Source organism: Evansella clarkii (assembly GCF_002019695.1).
GTDB classification, from domain to species: Bacteria; Bacillota; Bacilli; order Bacillales; family Salisediminibacteriaceae; genus Evansella; species Evansella clarkii.
The window spans coordinates 3965955-3985453 of sequence record NZ_KV917376.1 but is presented as its reverse complement, the minus strand read 5'-3'; the positions used below and the strand labels follow the sequence as shown (position 1 = coordinate 3985453).

The window sequence follows — 19499 nt, the reverse complement described above, 5'->3', positions numbered from 1 at the left end:
ACTCTTTTTGAATTAAAGGAGAGCAGTAGTTAAAGAAGCAAATATAATTTAAGGACTTAGAGATTCGAACATCTCTATGTCCTTTTGTTGTAAATTAAACTGTAAAGTGCATTGTGAAAGGTATGTGATTCTATTGGGAATCGCCATGAATTTTCTACTTTTTCAAAACCCCTAAGTATTCGACCCATGGCCCTGTATTTTCCCGGTAGTTTTCCGCCATAACTCTGACTATTTGAGATATATGTGTCAGGTCATGGACTACCCAGGTGGAAAGAAGTTCACTTACTTTTATTTCCCCAAAAGCCGGATGAAAACCTGTCTGGTCAAGCAGGGAATCAGAGGATACGAGTGTTGTGAGTTTTTTTATATTTTCGGCCCTAATCGTTTTAAACTCATCGAATTTCTGATCAATCGTTGTTTTATCAGTGTTATTAAGATGGGAGAAACGATCAAATTCCGGAAATGGCTTTGCTGCGCCTTCCTGGAGGATAAACTTAAGCCTGGGAATCCAGTTTGTTTTCTCTGCCTCAATCAGGTGATCAATCACTTCCTCAGGGTTCCATGTTCCGTCCCCTTCGTTACTATGCAGCCATGTTTCAGAAAGGCCTGACAGAAAATGCTCCAGTGTTTTAGGTGTACGGTCAAGCACTTCAATTGCTTCATACAATTTAAATGTCATAATTTTTATCCTTCCAGGTTTATCAAGTGGCTGGCACTTGGCGATTAAGATGATATCTTTTCAGAAATAAATTTAACATTATGCTTTAAATTAATCATTTTCCAGCCAATAACTAATTTAATACTTCCCTCTATTACAGCAAAATAATAAAAGAGACACTGGCCAGCAATAAACCAATCAGACCATTCAGGATGGCTAGTGTTCCTGCAAGAATCATAATCTTTCCTTGCGAGAGATATTACCTATATAAACTAACCACACTTCACAAGTTCTCTGTGTATTATATTCCCTGTTCCTCTTATTAAGTATATGCATAGCCCGTCCTCCTTCTTAACAACACATTCCCAGGAATAAACCCACTGCCTGAACATTAAAATTACCCTGCATTTTATACTATCATTATAGACGTAATATTCAAATAATTCACATTATCTAGTTAAAAACTGACTTTTAAAAATGGTATTGACTAAATATAATAAGTGTGACAATAATTATATTAAACTTGTTGAATATAAAAAGTTGAAATAAAAGAGCGGGACAGAGGTGGTTTTATGAGCTTAAGATTTGGCATGTTAGGGTTATTAAGCTATCAGGATATGACTGGATATGAGTTAAATAAAGTATTTGATTCTTCGTTGCAGTTCATGTGGAATACGAAGACTAGCCAAATATACAGAGAGCTTTCCAAAATGGAGAAGGAAGACCTTGTTACATCTTCAGTAGAGGTTCAGGATAAGAAGCCTGACCGTAAAATTTATACCATTACAGAGCATGGCAAAGTGGCCTTTGATGAATGGGTAAATAAGTTTCCGCAGAATTTAATTGCTCCAATAAGAGATGAATTCATCGTGCGGATCTTTTTCGGAAATTCCATTGAGCCGCAGAATCTCCTTTTCGAGATGCAGCGGTATAAAAAACAACAGGAAGAGGAACTGGCAACATTAAGCCTGGTGGAAAAAGAGGCAGTAGAAACAACTGCTGAGGAAGAGTTACAAGGTGAAATGTTTTACTGGCTGTTAACAATTAAGAGAGCAAGAAAAAGCATCATCGCAGAGATTGAGTGGGCGGACGAAACGATCGAGTTATTAAAAAATAAAGGAGAAAAAGAACAATGATTACTTTAGATTTATTGAAAAAATCGCCTGTCACTTTAGTGTTTTTTTCGATTTCTTCACTTATTTTTCTTGTTGCCCGTGTGAGCAATCCGGAGCATATAAGGTTTTTGGCACTAAGTAATTCGGAACTCCCGGAAAGATGGTACACTATTCTTACACATGGTTTTGTTCATGTTGAACCGAACCATTTTCTCGTGAACATGGCGATATTAATCCTGGTAGGTCCATGGGTGGAGCGTTTACTTGGCCGAAAAAGATACATTATCTTAACTGTTTTGTGCATTCTGGCCGGAGGGTTTTCTATTGTATTCTGGGGAACCGCCGGTATTGGATTCAGCGCCGCGGGCTGTGGCTTTCTATTCTATTATTATTTAGCTTTTCCAAAGGAGAGAGAGCTGTTCTTTGAACTGCCGAATTTTCTGCTGCCAGCAGCAATATTAATTTTCTCGGTTACGGCCCTGGTTTTTGACTGGTTATCTTCCGTAGGCCATCTTCCACATCTGGCAGGAGCAGGTGCCGGGGTAATATGTTTACTCTTTTTCAGGAAGAATCATAGGTCTATTGAAGATGCAGAGGCAGCGTAGAGGAGACAAGGGGAATTACTGCACTTCGCAGGAGAAAATTGAATTAACATACATTCAGACAGACAATTCATTTCTAATTGATCTGTTTATTTTTTTTATGCAAGAGGCTCTTGCGTTACTTGAGAAATGAAAATTAGAAAGTGAGGGCATGGAAGAGGCTCTTGCGTTACTTGAGAAATGAAAATTAGAAAGTGAGGGCATGGAAGAACTTCATTCACAGTTAATAAACTAAGGCTTGATACAGGGGACGGCTCTTTTAGGAGAACCGTCCCTTATTTTTTTCCAAAAATGGTTGCGCAGCATTCATAAGTGTGTATATAATGTATATATAGTATATATACACTATATAAACAACGTTACAAAAAATAACTACGGCGAGGGATTTACATGCAAATAATTATTTCCAATAGTTCAAAGGAGCCGATTTATGAACAGATTACAAGTCAAATTAAATCATCTATTTTAGCAGGTAATCTGCAGGAGGGGACCGCATTACCTTCCATCCGCCAGCTCGCAAAAGACTTGAAGATCAGTGTTATTACAACGAAACGGTCATATGAGGAACTGGAGAAGGCAGGCTTTATCTATTCAATCGTGGGAAAAGGTTCTTTTGTTGCAGAGCAAAATCTTGAAGTTATTAAAGAGAAGAAGCTGAAAGTCATTGAGGACCAGCTGAATGCTGTCATCATAAACAGCAGGGAAATCGGCCTGTCGCTGGAGGACCTCCAGGACTTACTGAATATTTTATACGAGGAGTGAACAAGGTGGAAAACGTAGTGGAATTAAAAAATGTCACAAAAAACTTTAAAGGCTTTTCCGTGAAAAATATTAATATGCAGGTGAAGCAAGGATTTATCACCGGATTTATTGGAGCGAATGGTGCTGGTAAATCAACAACGATAAAAATGATGATGAACTTATTAAGACCCGATGCCGGAGAAGTTAAGCTGTTCGGACTCGACTACAGGACACATGAGAAGGAGATTAAGGAACGGATTGGTTTTGTGTATGATGGCAATGTGTTTTTTGAGGGGCTTAACTTAAAGGATATAAAAAGAATTGTGGGCCCCGCCTACAAAAAATGGGATGATACTTTGTTTTACAAGTACGTGGCTCAGTTTCAGCTGCCTCTTAATAAACCGATAAAAACGTTCTCTAAAGGTATGCAGATGAAGGCGTCCCTGGCAATAGCTTTGTCACACGATGCTGAACTTATCATAATGGATGAACCGACAGCTGGACTGGACCCTATTTTCAGAAGAGAATTGCTGGATTTATTGCAGGAAATCATGCTTGATGGAAGACGCACGATCTTTTTCTCGACGCATATTACAACTGATTTGGACCGCATCGCAGACTATATCGCTTTTTTACAAAACGGAGAATTAATTTTTAACCAGTCCATTGACGACGTGGCAAATAACTATGCCCTCGTAAAAGGAGAACTTGGTCTGCTGGACAGGGACACGGAAAAGGCCTTCGTTGATATTCACCGTGCGCCTACAGGATTCGAAGCTTTGACGGATAATGTGAAAGCTGTGAAGAAAACTTTTGGTGAGTCGGTTGTGATTGAAAGAGCTTCGCTGGAAGATATTATGTATTACATGAAGGGGAGAGAAAGCTATGTTTAATTTAATCAGACGTGATGTTATTCTGCAAAAAAGACTGCTGTTAACCTTTATTCCTTTTATTCTGTTTTTTATAATTATGGACTCCCACCCGGCTCTTATTTTTCTCGTGGCCAGTATTTTTATTCCCTTTAATGCTTACGCTTATGATGAAAAAACAGAGGTTAATATATTGTTAAATTCATTGCCATACACACGTAAAGAGATTATCGCCGCACGCTATCTCGGAGCGATCATTTATTCACTGGCATCTATCGGGGTGGCCAGTGCAGCCTTATTAGCGTTTAGTAAACCATTTGCACTATCAGATATTGCGATTGGAGGAGGCTTATTCTTTTTATTTGCAGCCCTTACTTTTCCGCTGTTTTATATATTAAAACAAGGCTATATTTTTTCGGCTGTACTCATCAGCTTCCTTGTTTTAGCCGCCATAGGGCCTCAAATCGTTCTATACATGTCCGATCATTTGCCAGCTATAACTGAATTTCTTATGAATTTATCAACTACAGCGTTATATACTGGAGGAGCAGTTATTATCGGGGTACTTTATGCAGTGTCCTGGGGAGTTACTACGGTCGTTTACCAGCGCAAAGCATTTTAATTACTGACAACTATGGTGCAAATCTAACTTTATGAAAAATATACTACAGCACATTTTGGTAGTTCAATTTTAGAGTACAAAGCTGGACTTTGTATCTGAATTGAACTACTTTTTTTATGACCTGGGTAAGCAGTTGAATTATATGCTGGTGAAAAAAAGCAGAGAATTTGATGAAATTTATGGAAAATATGCTATCCTTAGATTATATCTATGGAAAATTAATGGGAAGTAATACTTAGAAAGAGGTACAAATTTGAGAATTAGAGATTTAATCATCCTTATTTTTTTATCAGTTATGACTTTTTATTTCGGCGGGATACTTGCAAGTATTGTGTATATGGAAAACGTCCAATGGAGAATCATGGATTCTATTTTATTAATTAGTTTGATTTTGCCGTGGATCGCTTATATTTTTTACATAAGACAAAGTAAAGTGAAAAAATCAGAAGAGATAAACTGACCATATTGTTAACAAAATTTTATATCATAATAAACCAGGGGAGATGCGAATGGACTTAACGAAAATCAGAAATGAGTTATCGGTGAAAGGGAAAAATGGTATCGGATTTTTATTATCTGCTGTTGTGATTTGGTCAATTATTACAATTATTTTTCTGCTGCCGCTGGGTATATACCAAAAGAATATATATATGCTGTTTACAACAGGGTTAATGTTTCCATTATCCGTAGGCATGTCTACATTAGTTCGGGCTGACTGGAGGCTCCAGGGGAACCAGTTAGGTGACTTAGGTTTATTTTTAAACCTTGCACAAGTTATCTATTTTCCTATTCTTTTTTGGGGCATAGCAAGAAGCCCAACTGAAGCTATCATGTTCTTTGCAATAATAACCGGGGCACATTTTTTTCCTTATGGATGGTTTTATAATGCTAAACCTTTTTATGTAATGGCACCAATCATCTCACTTGCAATCATGTTTTTGGGATTTTATCTAAACGGAGAAAGTTTATGGTTAATTCCGCTATCTATGATAATACTACTTCTCGTCTTAATTGTATGGCTGATTTCAGACTATAGGAGGAAAGCCGAAGAGATGTAAGCCGGTACACCGGATTAGAAATGTTCAGCAAAAAAATATGTTCATGTATGGCGCGAAGTGAGTTTTATTCGTGCCTTTTTTGTTGGCTGGAATGCAATTATTTTCAATAAAAAAAATTTTGAGAGAAGTGTTTGAATATGTCTGACTTCATTTTACACATCATATGTGAAAAAAAATTACGTAACTCAATACATTTTCCCCGGCAACTCATATATAATATATTCAAACAGTCGTTTGAATGAATGCTGGAGGAGTGGAAGAAATGGCAGATTATGAAGTTGTCATTATTGGTGGCGGTCAGGCAGGTTTAGCGGTGGGACACTATTTGAGAGAGAAACAGATTCCCTTTATAATTCTGGACAGTAATAGTCGTGCAGGTGACTCCTGGCGGAAGAGATACAATTCTTTAGTTTTATTTACTCCACGAGAGTATAGTAGTTTACCTGGTTTACAGATGAAAGGAGCTCCAGGAGAATTTCCAACGAAAGATGAGCTGGCAGATTATCTGGAAACCTATGTGAAGCACTTCAATCTTCCTTTTAGGCATAATACTAATGTACTTAAATTACATAATCTTGCCGATGGTACTTTTCATATAGAAACTAATCAAGGGAATATTCATGCAAAACAGGTGGTAATAGCAACAGGAGCGTTTCAAAAAGCTTTCATACCTGATGTGATTAATAAGGGAGCCGATATTTTCCAGGTTCATTCTTCTGAATATCGTACACCATCGGAAGTGCCAGGAGATGAAATACTAGTTGCGGGAGGCGGAAATTCTGGTGCACAGATTGCAACAGAGCTGGCAAAACAAAAAAATGTCACGATAGCAGTTGGCCACAAATTCAAATTTTTGCCTTTAAAGTTTCTCGGAAGAAGTATCTTTAGCTGGTTAGACATGACCGGTCTGCTGTATGCAGGTAAAGACACAATAAAAGGAAAATGGTTTCAAAAACAGAATGACCCGATTTTTGGAAAAGAATTAAAAAAACTCATTAAACATAAAGAAATTAATGTAGTACCAAGGGTTATACAGGTTCGTGGTAAAGAAGTGCTATTTGAAGATAACACCAGGAGGGAATTTTCAAGTATTATTTGGTCAACTGGTTTCGTCCCTTCATACGAGTGGATTAGTATAGAGGGTGTTATTTCTGAAAATGGAAAACCAGTTCATGAGAGGGGAATTACTGAGATTAACGGGCTTTATTTTGCAGGATTACCATGGCAATACCAACGGGGATCGTCTTTGATTTGCGGGGCAGGTATGGATGCAGAATATCTGGTACGGGCGATAGTTTCCAATGTAAATTCTTAATATAGAAGGAATGGGGGCAGCGGCTGTAGTGCCGCAACTGGATAGGGGAGGTGAATAAATGAGATATTGGTATATTATATTTCTGTTGTTTTCTGCTCTTTTTGTAAACACCAATCGAAGTCTCTTTCATGCTCATGAGTTCCAGGGAACTGGTTTATCACAGGTTAACCCATGATTGTGGATCCAGTGGTGGATTTATCTTCTGGCAACTTTAATTTTGCTGTTAATTAAATATCGGTCAGAAAAAAAAGAAAAATAGTTTTAACTAAATTACTTAACCTGATTCATTCTTCTCACGTCTTATTAATTATAAGACACTGGAAATAAGCTTTCTTTTTGAAAAAAAACTTGAAAATTATTGAAAAAAATATCAAACTGATCTATTCTTTATAAAGAAAAAAAGATAGGGTTGATTTGATGAAAAGAAAAATGATTTTAAGCATCGGTTTTCTCTTCGTACTTGCCGCCTGTTCAGGGGAAGAGTCCGTCAACACCGATGACACAGAAAACGAGGCTGCAATGGATGAGGCCACCGAAGAAGAGGAGGCTGAGGATCCGGTTGAAACTGATGCATCTGAGGAAGCAGCATCCACAAACGAAGAGTTTGAATTTGAAGCTGTTATTGAGGCTTCAGATGATGCGATTACACTTACAGGAACAAGTAACCTGCACGAAGGGACTGTGATTAGTGCGCGGATGTTTTCGGATCCCTTTCGAATCAGACCGCCGATAGGGACTGGACAGCGCACAGAGGTTGATGAAAATGGGGCATTTACGTTTCAGTTCACACCTCCGTCAATTGAACATAGATTTATGGACGTAGAACTTACTATGGACCCCAGCCATCAGCCCGATGATCTGTCAGCTCTGTACGGAGAGCTGGGAGAACATTTAACAGGGGCGCAGGTATATCAAACGGAAACCTTTCAGCGTGAAGAAGGTCAGAAGCTTTATGGGAATAAGACAATTTTCATCACAGATGATCAAAAGCAATTTCACATTACCCCGCCCGATCGGGAAGAACGTCCCTCTGACTATGGGGAAAATGAAATATGGGTAGAGACAACTGTAACAAATGATCATCAGTATTTTTACATTGAAGGCCGTACAAACCTGATTGAAGGAACAAGCCTTAAAGGAGATTACTATTCTTCTGACAGCGCATCTATTCCTCAAAACTGGGTTTCATTTAAAACAACAGTGGAGCCTGACGGGACGTTTTTAATGCGGCTCGGATATAGTGATCTGAAAGCGGAAGGATTTATACAGCTTGAAAGTGATGCCATGAACCTCAATCTTCTGCCAGGGCAGGCGGAGGAGCTGTACGGGGAAAACTATGAAAACATTTCGGGGGAATTCGTTGTTGAAGACGGAGACGGTAAGAAGCTTCAAAAGATCATCTACCCTGAGACCCCGGATTTTGAGGCACCAGAAGAAAGTAATCTCACAAGCTCAGGGGATGAAACTAAAGTCCATGTTCCTGATGACGTTCTCTTTGATTTTGACGAAAGCAGCTTAAAGGCCCAGGCCGAGGACATCCTGACCGAGATTATCACCATCCTGGAAAGCCTTGAAGACGGGACGAGAGTTCACATTAAAGGGCATACAGATAATCAGGGAGATGCTGAATACAATCTGAATCTTTCCGAAGAAAGAGCAGAATCTGTCAAAACGTATCTGGACGAAAACGGAGATCTGTCCGGCCTTGAAATTGAACAGTCGGGTTTTGGAGAAACCGACCCAATTGCATCAAATGAGGACGAGGAAGGCAGAAAACAAAACCGCCGGGTGGAGATTGTAATTAATCCTGAAGAATAGAGTAATAGAACCTCTCCTTTACATCATACCGGTACCAAATAAAAAGGGTGTCCCAATGATTTTGGGACACCCTTTCATTTAATATGTCGTCACCCTGAAGATTTTTTGCAGAACGTAGAGAACATACCTGGCAGTGCTGAGAGAATCAGCATATTCTTCATATGAAACAGTGAAATCAGCGTCTTCGTTTTCCCATAGACGGTGGAAGTAGCTGTCGATACTCTGTATAAATTCAGTGTCTGGATCGGCAATGATATTCAGGTTGTTTTCCGGATTATAATTATTCAGGTTCCTGGTAGTGAAGTTTGTGGAACCGGCAATGACCTGGCTTTCATCGTTTCGAATAATATACGCCATCTTTGTGTGGTATTGTTCTTCATTCGTGTTGTACCAGCGTATCTGAATATTATCATCTTCCCTCGTTAGCAATTCCTCAGCCACTGGTATATTTGGGAGACCAATTTTTTCCTGGCCAAAAGCGTTCTTGTTCGGATCCAGGATCAGGCGAAACTCTACACCACGGCTGGCAGCATTGTTGATTGCTTCAATAATATCCCGGTCAGAAAGATAAAACATACCGATCCAGACCATGTCCCCGGCTTCAGCTTCTTCAAGACCATCAATAAACGCATATTCAATCTGTCTTTCTGTGACAACCTGTGCTTCTATAGAGACCTCTTCCGAAGATGGAACCCCCTCACGTGAGTCGAGTAATTCTGTTAATTCAGCTTCTGTTGGAAAGGAGGAAAGGTCGCTTCCTGAGAAAGCGGCAACTGCTTTTTCCGCCTCAACCATATCTTTTATAATCATTCCTTCTGCACGAACAGCGATATCAGAATGAAGGCTGCTCGCATCATGAGCATTCCAGGACATATAGAGACCGGCATTTTCACTAATGACCGCTTTCCGGTGATTTGCTTTTACGTTCGCCAGCTTGAGGTATGAGCGAAATGTTACATCCGGTGAATTCTCGCCGAACGGATTCGGCAGCCACCCTGTTCCTTCCTGGCCGAACCACTGGAAAAACATCCGCCATGCTCCGGAATAAAGCGGGGTTGGATCCCGGAGACTGGTGAGGTCTGTGTAAATCACCTCTGCACCAAGCTCCTCGAGAGGATCTATATGCTGTGCGTCGTGTGACCTGTAAGTTGTATTAATATGATCGGTAATGATAGTGACTTTAAGGTCGGGCTGCGCTTCCATTTTTTTTGCAATTGTTTCTGAAAGGTGGGCACTTGTGGGCGGAAAATCACGTTCCTCGTCCGACATTTCATTGAACATAAACATATCGATGATTAAAAAATGCTCCGCTTCCTCTATTACTTCCACAATATTTTCATAAATATGATGCTCGTAATGTTCCTCTCCGTCGAGATGATAGGTAAGATCGTAAATGAATTCTATCTCCCCGTCAGCAAGGGGATGGAAATCACCAGCGTACGAAAACCCTTCAGGCAGAGGCTTCAGCTGGTGAAAAATAATCGTTCCTGTATAAACAAAAATAATTAAAAGGCCAAGAATAAAAGTAAACCGATTTTTCATTTTGAGTTTCTCCGTTCTTCATTTACCAATGATTTTTCAAATTAATATATTTCTTTACCCTGAATAACGGGTTTTCAAGCAAGCGGGCAATTGAGGGGAAGGTTTTAAGCTGTCTGTTTATGTGCTGAATTCCTTCGTATTTTATTTATAACGACTTACTGGAAAATCATGTTAAAATATAAAATGAAATAAGAGTATCTGGTGCTGGGGGGATAAGAATGAAATTAGTTTTTCAGGCAATCATTAGTTCACTTATTCTTCATTTCGTTTTTCTTGGAGGGATCCTGTTGTTTGGAATCATACAAACGAGAAACCACCTGCCAGATATTGCGGCCAGCTATGAGAATGTAACGATGCTTCAAAGCGAAACAGCTTTCGGGATGGTTATATCTCCAGTTTATATTTTCTTAAGTTTCACTGCAGCAGCAGTTATCAGCGGCTTGTTTATATTTTTACTGAATAAAAAGCAAATGTTGTTTTCCAAAAGTTAATAAATACAATGCGCGTCTGTACAGACAGTACCCCAATTACCTGAAGAAGCGAGGCTGGACGATGAAAGAATTAGCAAAGAAGCTGCAGCCATTTATCAATGGAAGTCCTGTTATTAAGATAGTTGAAGATGAATACACAAATGAAATTGTCGATGTAATTTCGGGAGAAGTCTATGGTTATGTCCATTTCCATAACGGGAGTTTTTCAGGCTACGATAAAATGGATCCTGAAGAAGATAAAGTACAGCAAGTAAGGCTGGACACCCCTCCAAATGTTAATAAAATATTAAAGAGTGCAAAGTTGTTCGTGGATTCATTTATTGAGCAGGACGTGCAATTCTCTATGTTAAATGAGTGGAGCGAAAACAATTATATGGTTACGTATGAGGAGAGTGATCCAAAGCTCGGTCTGCCACTTCCTCACACAGGTTGCACACTGTCTTTTTCAAGAGAGGGAATACTAACTTCGGCCAATATAGGACAGAAGGACTTTGAACTGGAATACCCCGAAATTGAGATAACGAGCGAGGAAGCAAAACATAAATTAAGGGAGTCTGGATACGTACAGCTTGCACTGCATATACCAATTATCGATGAAGAGGATACCGATCCTGTGGCAGAGCTAGTTTATTGTTCTAACGAAGACGTAATGGGTGTTGGTGTTGATGGAAAAATAGAGACTTTAACGGGATTTATAGGGGAGGATGAAACTTCTGCAGAGAAAATTCCTCGTGTAACCCCAACTGGCAGAGTAGAAAATATGCTGGGCGTGATCGAAAACCTGGTGAAAAAGGCAGGGGAGGGCGGCTCGGTTATTTGGGAAGATCCAGCTGATCGGGAAGAAGAGGAAGCAGAGCCGCTGATATCCATTTCCTCTACGGAATCAGAATACTTTAGTTTTTCAAATGTTCCATATAAATATGATGAAGAAGCTCTGCCATTTAAAATGGAGGAGCTTAAGCAAAAGGCACTGGAATTTCTGGAGATAACAGAAGGGAATATACATGATAAATACGTAATTTTTGAACCAGTTATAGCGATTGACAATGAGCATTTTTTTGGCGAAGGCCAAGGTAAAAAGGAATTTGAAGAGGAATCAGATGAAGAAATGTTGTTTTTGGATACCGAACCTATGCAAATGTTTGCTTTTAGCAGGGAATATAAAGGTTTCCGAATCGACTCAAGGAACGCTCTCGTTCATGTTGGGCTGTTTACAGGAATCATAAGGGAATGCTTGATAACACGATTAACTGCTGCACAGACTGCCGAATTAGAAAAACTGAGCACTGCACCTGTCATACCTCTGAAAGAAGCAGAAGCCAGATTTTTTAACGAGATAGAGTTGAAATTAGCACGCAGTATAAAGTATTTTGATAATCCGAACATCTACACACTCTCTTATATTGTTGACTTTCCTAAAACGGGAGGACATATTGAAAAAATCAATGCCCATACAGGGGAAGTTAGTTATGTGGAAACAGGAATTATGAAAGAACGGGATTAATGGTAACGTTGGGGTGAAAGGAATTTGTGGCAGTCACCAGCAGATTGGTCCCATAGATTAAAACTTTCTGCAGCAGAAAAGCCGGGCATTTTGCCCGGCTTTAATCTATTAAAACCTGCTGTCTCTGCTTTCGTCATCAAACAGATTATCAGATTCCCTGTCTCTGTTTTTAGCATTAAACAGGCCGGCAGAATTTCTGCCCTTAGTAAATTCGTTGCTGTTCTCCTTTTCACCTTCACGGTCAACGTGGAGTTCTTCTTTCTTCACATTGTCTGTAACCTGTTCGGTTTCCTCAACCTTTCTTTTGCCTACCTCAACTTCATCTGTAACCACTGGCTTTTTCCTTACTTCCACTTTCTCTTCTTTAATTGGTACACGGATTGTTTCATCTTCAATTCTACCATCGGCGTCCACATTAGCAGACTTCCCGTCAACCGGCTTTTTCTCCACATAAACCTCTTCGTGGGTCACCGGGACATCTATTCTTTGTGTTTCTTCGTGAACTTCCTTCTTTACTTCTACTTCACCGGTTTTTACGTTTTCCTTGTCCACATCGAGTCTTTCTTCGCGTAGACGAAATTTCTTTTCATCTTCAGTTTCATTTGTTCTGCTGCCTAAGCCATTTTCGAAAGAATTTCTTTGATTCGGCTTTGTTGCTCCTGTAAGAGAGTTAGTGTCATTGGTTGTGTCTTCTTTTCTTACAGGGTCGCTGGCCGACAAGTTGTTGCCATAGTCTGTTTGGCGAGTCCCGCCCTGGGTGCCTAAGCCTGTCCCATTTTCAGGTGCCAGTACAACAATTTTACCGCTGCGCACGTCTGCATCATACTCATGTGCTTCACTTTCTGAAAGGCCTAAATTAGTTAACCGGTCAAAATAGCCATTAGAATTGTTATTAGTATCGTTATCCAGAAAAACGTCCTTAGCTTTTTCCCAGAAGGATTTGTCGTCACCGCTGCCAGCCGAACCAGAAGATTCTATACTGGCATCTGTTCTGCTTTGCAGCCAGGAAGCATTTTCGCTGTTTGCAACAAGCGATATATCTTCTGGGGTGTAGCCTTCCATCTTAAGGCTTTCAACTGCCTGTACTACTTCCTGTTCAGATTCATATACACCAATAACATTTTTATCCAGTTTACCAGCCTCCTCAGTTTTGTGTGATTCCTGTTGTTACACCGTTCTTATTCCCATACACATATCTATAAAACTGGGTCAAAAGGTATGAACATAACTTGAAAGGGCAAGGGGAAGGAATGACAATCAGGAAATATAAGAAGTAAGTGGACTTGGTTGTTCGAATTTAGGAAATACGGCAAAACAGGAGTTGGGAGTTATGCTAATATTAGGTAAGAAGGTGGTTATTCTTGCTCAGGTAATGAAACTACTGTTTTATTTTATATTTCGCTATTAAATTGCTTAAAAGGAGATAAATATGTGTGGGAAAAGATAAAAATGAATCTGGAGCTAAAAAGGAAAGGAAAATCTTTGATACTGCCGCGGGTATAATAAGTTTGTTTTTTGAAAACGATGAAGCAAAAAATAAAAATGCTGACAAAGTGTTCAAGGAACTGATTTATGGATCACTGGCTGGAATTGTAATTTTCATTTTAATGGTGATGATCATTATCAATTTTTGATATTCAAGAATCAAAACTTTAAGTATCCTCATCTATTGTTTTCGTACATGTCTATATATTTCTTCCAATGCTCTTTAAGACTCCGGAAAAATTCTCCCAGATAATTCTCTAATAACAAATTAATATAGTTGATCAAGATTATTCGACAAGTGCCTGTGAAAAGCCCCCTTATAATGGACAGGTAAGGTATGATAAACGTACGACATATCTAGTTTTTAAGGGGGCTATTTTTTATGGGAAAAACACATGTAAGTGTCGAAACTAAATTGGCAGCTGTACGTCGTGTATTGGAAGAAGGGGATCAAGTTTCAGTAATCGCAAGTGAGCTTGGGTTACACCGTGATACGATCTATAGGTGGATAAATACCTATAAGCTTAAAGGAGAACAAGGACTAATTAACCCTCGTTCTACTACTTCTATAAAAGCTTCGCCATCTCAGGTTGAAGCTGAAAAAAGAATTAAAGAACTAGAAAAACAACTCAAAGAAAAAGAAAAGGAGAATGAAATCCTAAAAAAGTTCCAGGCCTTTCTCAAGAAGAACGAATAAGTAAAAAATACGAGGCAATTTCTTATCTGAGAAAGGATTACCCTGTTGTTATTTTGTGTAAGGTATTAGGCGTTTCCACAAGTGGTTATTACGCTTATTTGAAGCGTCCAAAAAAACAAACGACCAAAAAACAGAAAAAAGAACTACAACAAATTAAGCGGGTTTATAAAAAGTATGGAGGAACATACGGCGCTAAACGAATTGCACAGGTTTTAAAAGCAAAAAACGTTATTATTAATCATAAGAAAGTAGCACGTTTAATGAGAGAATCTAACTTAAAAGCCAAAGTACGTCAGAAAAAGGCAACACACCTAACAAAGAAACAAGCCACCGGCTTTGTATACAGCAATTTATTAGATAGAAACTTCGAGGCGAGTCACCCTAACCAAAAATGGGTTACAGACATGACGGAGGTTGAAATAGACTCCGTGAAACTCTATATTTCCACGATCATGGATCTTTTTAACCGTGAAATTATTGCTTTTAAGTGTGGGTTCAGCCCAAATCAACAGCTTATTGAAGAAACCATTATAGCCGCGAAAATGAAAAGAAAGCTATCTACATTAGAGAATGTGCTCCTCCATAGTGATCAAGGCAGCGTCTATCGTTCTGCCAATTACCATATGTTAAGCAAAAGACTGAAGTTTATACCTAGCATGTCTCGCAAAGCAAACTGCTGGGATAACGCGGTTATAGAAAGTTTCTTTTCACAACTAAAAACAGAGTTTCCTCATTTTTATCCGACTACTAATTTAGTGCAAGTACAATTGGACTTTAAAAAATATATCCGCTTCTACAATGAAGAACGTATACAGAAAAAGATGGGGTATGCATCCCCAAAGGAATACCATAAAAGATATCTACATGCAATTTAGGTTCTAACGAATATTAGAACCTAAATTGTCGAATTTGTTTATTGTCTATTTACCAGGGGCTTGACCACTGGCACCTGTCGAATAAATGTCAGGAAAATATGAAATTATTACCAACTTTCTGTATAATTAAGGAAGAGAGATGATCTTGCTAATAAATATTAAGGAGAATATAAATATGAAGATGAAAGATTTCTTCCAGGTGATGAGTGATAAAAGGGAAATTACTTCTCCTGTTTTTACAAAGCCGTTCACAGACCGTCCGGCGCATATTAAACAGTTGGAAAGCTTATTGAAGGAAACTGATCCGAACATAAACAGAGTTCTGGCAGAAACTCATCTGAATCTTTTCCGGATCGGACACATTGGTGAATCGAACGTATATTTTGAACTGAATAATTCTATGCTGCCGCTGCTATGCCTTCATGACGTAAGGCTGGAGAGCGGGGATAATGCTGCTCAGTTTGACTTTATCGTCATAAGCCATAGTATTATTTATGTCATTGAAACAAAGAAGCTCTATGGAGATATTGAAGTTACCGAAAGCGGAGAATTCATTCGGAAACTGAAAAACAAAAGCGGCAGAGTATATAAAAAAGAAGGCATGTACAGTCCTGTTACACAAAGTGAACGTCATGCAAGGCTTCTTGAGAACCTCCTTAAAGAAAACGGCTTGATAAAAACCATGCCGGTGGAAAACATCGTAGTTTTAGCCAACCCGAAAACGATCCTCGACAAAAAGAAGGCTCCCGCAGAAATCAGCAGGAAAATTATCAGATCTGACCAACTGTTAAATTACATAAAACAAGATTTGAAGGAACGCAAGAAGAAGACATACGCGGTAGATAATCGGATAAAAGATATATCAAAATTCATTATGAAAAATCATAAACTAGTTAATTTTGATAAGTCTCGTTACTTGAACGGGGAGACTGCAGCTGCCGTCGAAGCAGTACCAGAGGTTGAAACAGAAAAACCTATAACGGGAAAAAATATGAAAGAACTATATGAAGAGCTAAAAGCATACCGGCTTGACCATGCGAAGAAAGAAAACGTTGCTGCTTACTATATTTTCAATAATTCCACTCTGGACGATATTATTGAAAAGATGCCATCTAATAAAAAAGAGCTCCTGAAGATTAAAGGCCTTGGCAAAACAAAAGCAGAAAAATACGGGGCAGGGATTCTGGAAATTGTGAGGAAGTATTAATTGATTAGTGATTGATTGCAGGAAGCATACCGAAATTATGAGTCTGACAGGATAAACAGGGACGGAAACTTTTCATTACTGGGACAGGGGACCTGTCCCTGTGTCCCAAAAAGGGGGAGAGGCAGATGCGATATAAATCTACAAACGAGCATAATAATAAGCTTAGCATCACGATTTATAATGATGACTTCGGTCTGGTGAAAGAGGAGCGGCTGCTGGTTAGCCAGGAAGCTTGTGAAGAGATCCAATACTTAGATGTTGCGAAAAAAATTGAAACTGATTCTATTATCGTGGCTGGTGTACCTGTGCTTGAATTAAATTATGATTATGATCTCGTCAGTAAAGCGAAATTACTTGAAAAATATTTAGATAAAACCATTTATGTTTTTGACAAAAAAACAAAGGAAAAGCTGTCAATCAGGCTGTTGAGTGTCAGTGACGGAATTATCGGAGAGCGGACGGACACGAAGGAAATCGTCATTAATCCGGAAGGGGAGCTGGTGCTTCCATCGCTGCCTGAAGGGCTGATCGCTAAGCCGGCCTTGTTATGGAAGGTTCCTAAGTCTTCCCTTGATCAGCAGATTAACGTATCGTACCTTACCAAAGGTATTTCCTGGGATGCCAATTACGTATTAAACCTGCAGGAGAGCGATTTTCAGCTGACAGGGTGGGTAGCAATTAACAATCAGTCAGGTGCGGCTTTTGAAAATGCGGAGCTGAAACTGATTGCCGGAGAGGTAAACCGAGTGGAAGAAATAAAGCTTCTTGAACCGGACTACCATTATAAGGAAGGGATAGTCTACAGTGAAAGCGAGCCGAGTTTTGAAGAAAAGAGCTTTGCGGATCACCATATGTATACATTAAACAGGCCAGTAACGATTAAAGACGAACAGGAAAAGCAAATCAATTTTTTGAATGTGGCAGACGGAGCGTACCGCAAATTTTATGAAGTGAACCGCTATTCCGAGAAGCCTTACATTAAAGTGGAAATTGAAAACAGCAAGGAAAATAATCTTGAAATTCCACTTCCTAAAGGCAAAGTGAAGGTGTACCAGGAAGACTCCGATGCTCTTCTTGAATTTGTTGGTGAAGACAGTCTTCCCCATACAGCAAAAAAACAGCCGATTTCTCTTAATTTAGGTAAAGCATTTGATATATTATGTGATTCCTTAGAAAAGGACAGCTATGAAGAAGAGGGCATTGAGTATTTAGAATATGAATATCAGATTCATAACCAAAAGGATGCGGCAGCACCGATAAAAATAGAACACAGAATACATGAACGGAGCTGGAAGATGGTGGAGTCAAGCCATGAATATGAGAAGATGGATTCCAGCACAATAAACTTCCACTTAGATGTGGAAGCGGACGGATCAGCGGTTATTACTTTTAAGTATGCCGTTGACCGGAATGTTTACGTTAAAAGGAAAACAACATGAAACTTTTAAAGATAGTTCTTCTTTCTGGTTTAATATTTTCCGGTTTGGCAGGGTATGGGATTTACTGGTTTTTTTTCGACATGGGCAGGCTGCCTGCAGGAGAATTTCTTAAGGAAGAAACTTCACCGCACGGCACTTATACCTTAAAAGCATTTATCGTTGATGGTGGAGCAACCACTTCCTATGCGATCAGAGGAGAACTGGTTTTTAACAAGAGTAACAAGAAGTCAAAAAATATTTACTGGAACTATCGGGAGGAAAATGCGGAAATTAACTGGATTGATGACGTTACGGTAGTCATTAATGGCCGTACTCTTTATGTGCCACAAGATAAATTTGACTTCAGGAATTGATAATTGCTGTAAATTATGTAAAACAGGGACTTATTCAAAAAAAGAACATTATTTTAAATAATAATATTTCCTTTAAACGCTTGCGATCCTAATACCTGGGTGCTTGAAAAAGACAGATTAGATGAAGTATTAAGTGTAAAAAACCATAATGAAAACAAGGGCAGGGAGTCAAATTGTCTCCGTGCCCTTGGTCATTTACTGCATTATAATAAGCTTATATACTTGCCACTTTTTGGTCTTGCCGGGGATAAACAGTTCGGCCTTTCCCGTGCGGCACACATACTGGTGTACCGAAAATGGGGTCGCAGGTAATGTTGCAATTCATCTGGAATACGTCTTTTACGAGCTGACATGTAATGATGTCTTCAGGTCTGCCCTGGGAGTAAACTTGTTTATCCTTTACAGCGACAATATGATGAGCATATCTGCTTGCAAGGTTTAAATCATGAAGGACCATAACGATAGTGTGGCCCTTTTGTTCGTTTAAATCATACAGCAGATCAAGAATTTCAATCTGATGAGTCATATCTAAATATGTTGTAGGTTCATCTAATAAAATGATATCTGTTTCCTGTGCCAGAGTAAGTGAAATCCATGCACGCTGGCGCTGGCCGCCTGACAATGAATCGACAGCCCGGTCTTTTAAATGAAGCATGTTTGTTGATTCAAGGGCGCGGGTTACTGCGTCTTCATCTTTTTTTGACCATTGTTTTATAAGAGAGCGATATGGATGTCTCCCTTGTTTCACTAATTCATAAACTGTGAGCCCTTCAGGGGATACAGGACTTTGAGGCAGAATAGCCATCTTTTTAGCTATTTCTTTTGACTTCATTTTGGCAATTTCTTCGCCGTTCAAGTAGATATCACCAGTTTTAGGCTTAAGTAAACGGGCCAGAGAACGCAACAGGGTGGACTTCCCACAGCCGTTACCGCCAATAAAAACAGTGATTTCCCCTTTAGGAACTTCAATATTTAAATCATCTATAATGACCGTGTCTCCATAACCCAGTGTTAAATTTTCAGCTGATAGTGAATGCATCGGAACCCCTCCCTGCCGGTTGACGTAAATTTCGATACCGAAAATGACTACTTCTATTTTATTTGCTAT

The 19499-nt window shown here is 39.2% G+C and carries 21 protein-coding genes; 17 read left to right on the top strand and 4 right to left on the bottom strand.

What is annotated here, in order from left to right; translation table 11 throughout:
* Positions 1–154: 154 nt before the first annotated feature.
* Complete coding sequence (locus BK582_RS18660; protein ID WP_078596488.1) at positions 155–679, bottom strand: DinB family protein; 525 nt, start codon at positions 677–679, stop codon at positions 155–157.
* Positions 680–1230: 551 nt separating this feature from the next.
* Between BK582_RS18660 and BK582_RS18655 the strand changes: the two genes are divergently transcribed.
* From BK582_RS18655 to BK582_RS18615, 9 genes are all read left to right on the top strand, one after another.
* Entirely contained in the window at positions 1231–1794 is a 564-nt protein-coding gene (locus tag BK582_RS18655) for a PadR family transcriptional regulator (protein WP_078596487.1), read from the top strand.
* Positions 1791–2378 carry a rhomboid family intramembrane serine protease gene (locus BK582_RS18650; protein WP_078596486.1) on the top strand — a complete coding sequence of 196 codons (588 nt, stop codon included), beginning with the start codon at positions 1791–1793 and terminating at the stop codon, positions 2376–2378. The genes BK582_RS18655 and BK582_RS18650 overlap by 4 nt, the downstream gene beginning before the upstream one ends.
* Before the next feature lie 387 nt (positions 2379–2765).
* A complete protein-coding gene (locus BK582_RS18645; RefSeq protein ID WP_078596485.1) occupies positions 2766–3137 on the top strand; it encodes a GntR family transcriptional regulator in 372 nt (123 codons plus the stop codon).
* Between the two features lie 5 nt (positions 3138–3142).
* Positions 3143–4009, top strand: a complete 867-nt coding sequence (locus BK582_RS18640; RefSeq protein WP_078596484.1) for an ABC transporter ATP-binding protein — start codon at positions 3143–3145, stop codon at positions 4007–4009.
* Positions 4002–4607, top strand: a complete 606-nt coding sequence (locus BK582_RS18635; RefSeq protein ID WP_078596483.1) for an ABC-2 transporter permease — start codon at positions 4002–4004, stop codon at positions 4605–4607. Before BK582_RS18640 ends, BK582_RS18635 begins: the two co-directional genes overlap by 8 nt.
* Positions 4608–4860: 253 nt before the next feature.
* Entirely contained in the window at positions 4861–5067 is a 207-nt protein-coding gene (locus BK582_RS18630; RefSeq protein WP_078596482.1) for a hypothetical protein, read from the top strand.
* A 49-nt stretch (positions 5068–5116) separates the two neighbouring features.
* On the top strand, positions 5117–5665 hold the full coding sequence (locus BK582_RS18625) for a DUF7010 family protein (protein WP_078596481.1): 549 nt from the start codon (positions 5117–5119) through the stop codon (positions 5663–5665).
* A gap of 262 nt (positions 5666–5927) precedes the next feature.
* Complete coding sequence (locus tag BK582_RS18620; protein ID WP_078596480.1) at positions 5928–6980, top strand: flavin-containing monooxygenase; 1053 nt, start codon at positions 5928–5930, stop codon at positions 6978–6980.
* Positions 6981–7397: 417 nt separating this feature from the next.
* Positions 7398–8798 carry an OmpA family protein gene (locus BK582_RS18615; RefSeq protein ID WP_078596479.1) on the top strand — a complete coding sequence of 467 codons (1401 nt, stop codon included), beginning with the start codon at positions 7398–7400 and terminating at the stop codon, positions 8796–8798.
* A gap of 78 nt (positions 8799–8876) precedes the next feature.
* On the opposite strand, the gene BK582_RS18610 is transcribed toward BK582_RS18615, so the two are convergent.
* A complete protein-coding gene (locus tag BK582_RS18610; RefSeq protein WP_078596478.1) occupies positions 8877–10340 on the bottom strand; it encodes a phospholipase D-like domain-containing protein in 1464 nt (487 codons plus the stop codon).
* Positions 10341–10558: 218 nt separating this feature from the next.
* On the opposite strand from BK582_RS18610, the gene BK582_RS18605 reads away from it, so the two are divergent.
* Together BK582_RS18605 and BK582_RS18600 are read left to right on the top strand one after the other, a co-directional pair.
* Positions 10559–10831, top strand: a complete 273-nt coding sequence (locus tag BK582_RS18605) for a hypothetical protein (RefSeq protein ID WP_078596477.1) — start codon at positions 10559–10561, stop codon at positions 10829–10831.
* Positions 10832–10892: 61 nt separating this feature from the next.
* On the top strand, positions 10893–12335 hold the full coding sequence (locus BK582_RS18600) for a hypothetical protein (RefSeq protein WP_078596476.1): 1443 nt from the start codon (positions 10893–10895) through the stop codon (positions 12333–12335).
* 108 nt (positions 12336–12443) lie between these two features.
* Here BK582_RS18600 and BK582_RS18595 read toward each other — a convergent pair whose 3' ends face one another.
* Complete coding sequence (locus tag BK582_RS18595) at positions 12444–13451, bottom strand: YsnF/AvaK domain-containing protein (protein ID WP_276328232.1); 1008 nt, start codon at positions 13449–13451, stop codon at positions 12444–12446.
* A 317-nt stretch (positions 13452–13768) separates the two neighbouring features.
* Between BK582_RS18595 and BK582_RS18590 the strand changes: the two genes are divergently transcribed.
* From BK582_RS18590 to BK582_RS18565, 6 genes are all read left to right on the top strand, one after another.
* On the top strand, positions 13769–13969 hold the full coding sequence (locus BK582_RS18590; protein WP_078596474.1) for a hypothetical protein: 201 nt from the start codon (positions 13769–13771) through the stop codon (positions 13967–13969).
* Positions 13970–14202: 233 nt separating this feature from the next.
* Entirely contained in the window at positions 14203–14517 is a 315-nt protein-coding gene (locus BK582_RS18585; protein WP_078596473.1) for a helix-turn-helix domain-containing protein, read from the top strand.
* A 53-nt stretch (positions 14518–14570) separates the two neighbouring features.
* Complete coding sequence (locus BK582_RS18580; protein ID WP_244895429.1) at positions 14571–15392, top strand: IS3 family transposase; 822 nt, start codon at positions 14571–14573, stop codon at positions 15390–15392.
* 175 nt (positions 15393–15567) lie between these two features.
* A complete protein-coding gene (locus BK582_RS18575) occupies positions 15568–16599 on the top strand; it encodes an HRDC domain-containing protein (protein WP_169911132.1) in 1032 nt (343 codons plus the stop codon).
* A gap of 125 nt (positions 16600–16724) precedes the next feature.
* The gene (locus tag BK582_RS18570) at positions 16725–18038 is read left to right on the top strand and encodes a DUF4139 domain-containing protein (RefSeq protein ID WP_078596470.1); all 1314 of its coding nucleotides are present in this window, start codon (positions 16725–16727) and stop codon (positions 18036–18038) included.
* On the top strand, positions 18035–18391 hold the full coding sequence (locus BK582_RS18565; protein WP_078596469.1) for a DUF5412 domain-containing protein: 357 nt from the start codon (positions 18035–18037) through the stop codon (positions 18389–18391). Before BK582_RS18570 ends, BK582_RS18565 begins: the two co-directional genes overlap by 4 nt.
* A 214-nt stretch (positions 18392–18605) precedes the next feature.
* On the opposite strand, the gene BK582_RS18560 is transcribed toward BK582_RS18565, so the two are convergent.
* On the bottom strand, positions 18606–19430 hold the full coding sequence (locus BK582_RS18560; RefSeq protein ID WP_078596468.1) for an ABC transporter ATP-binding protein: 825 nt from the start codon (positions 19428–19430) through the stop codon (positions 18606–18608).
* Positions 19431–19499 lie beyond the last annotated feature (69 nt).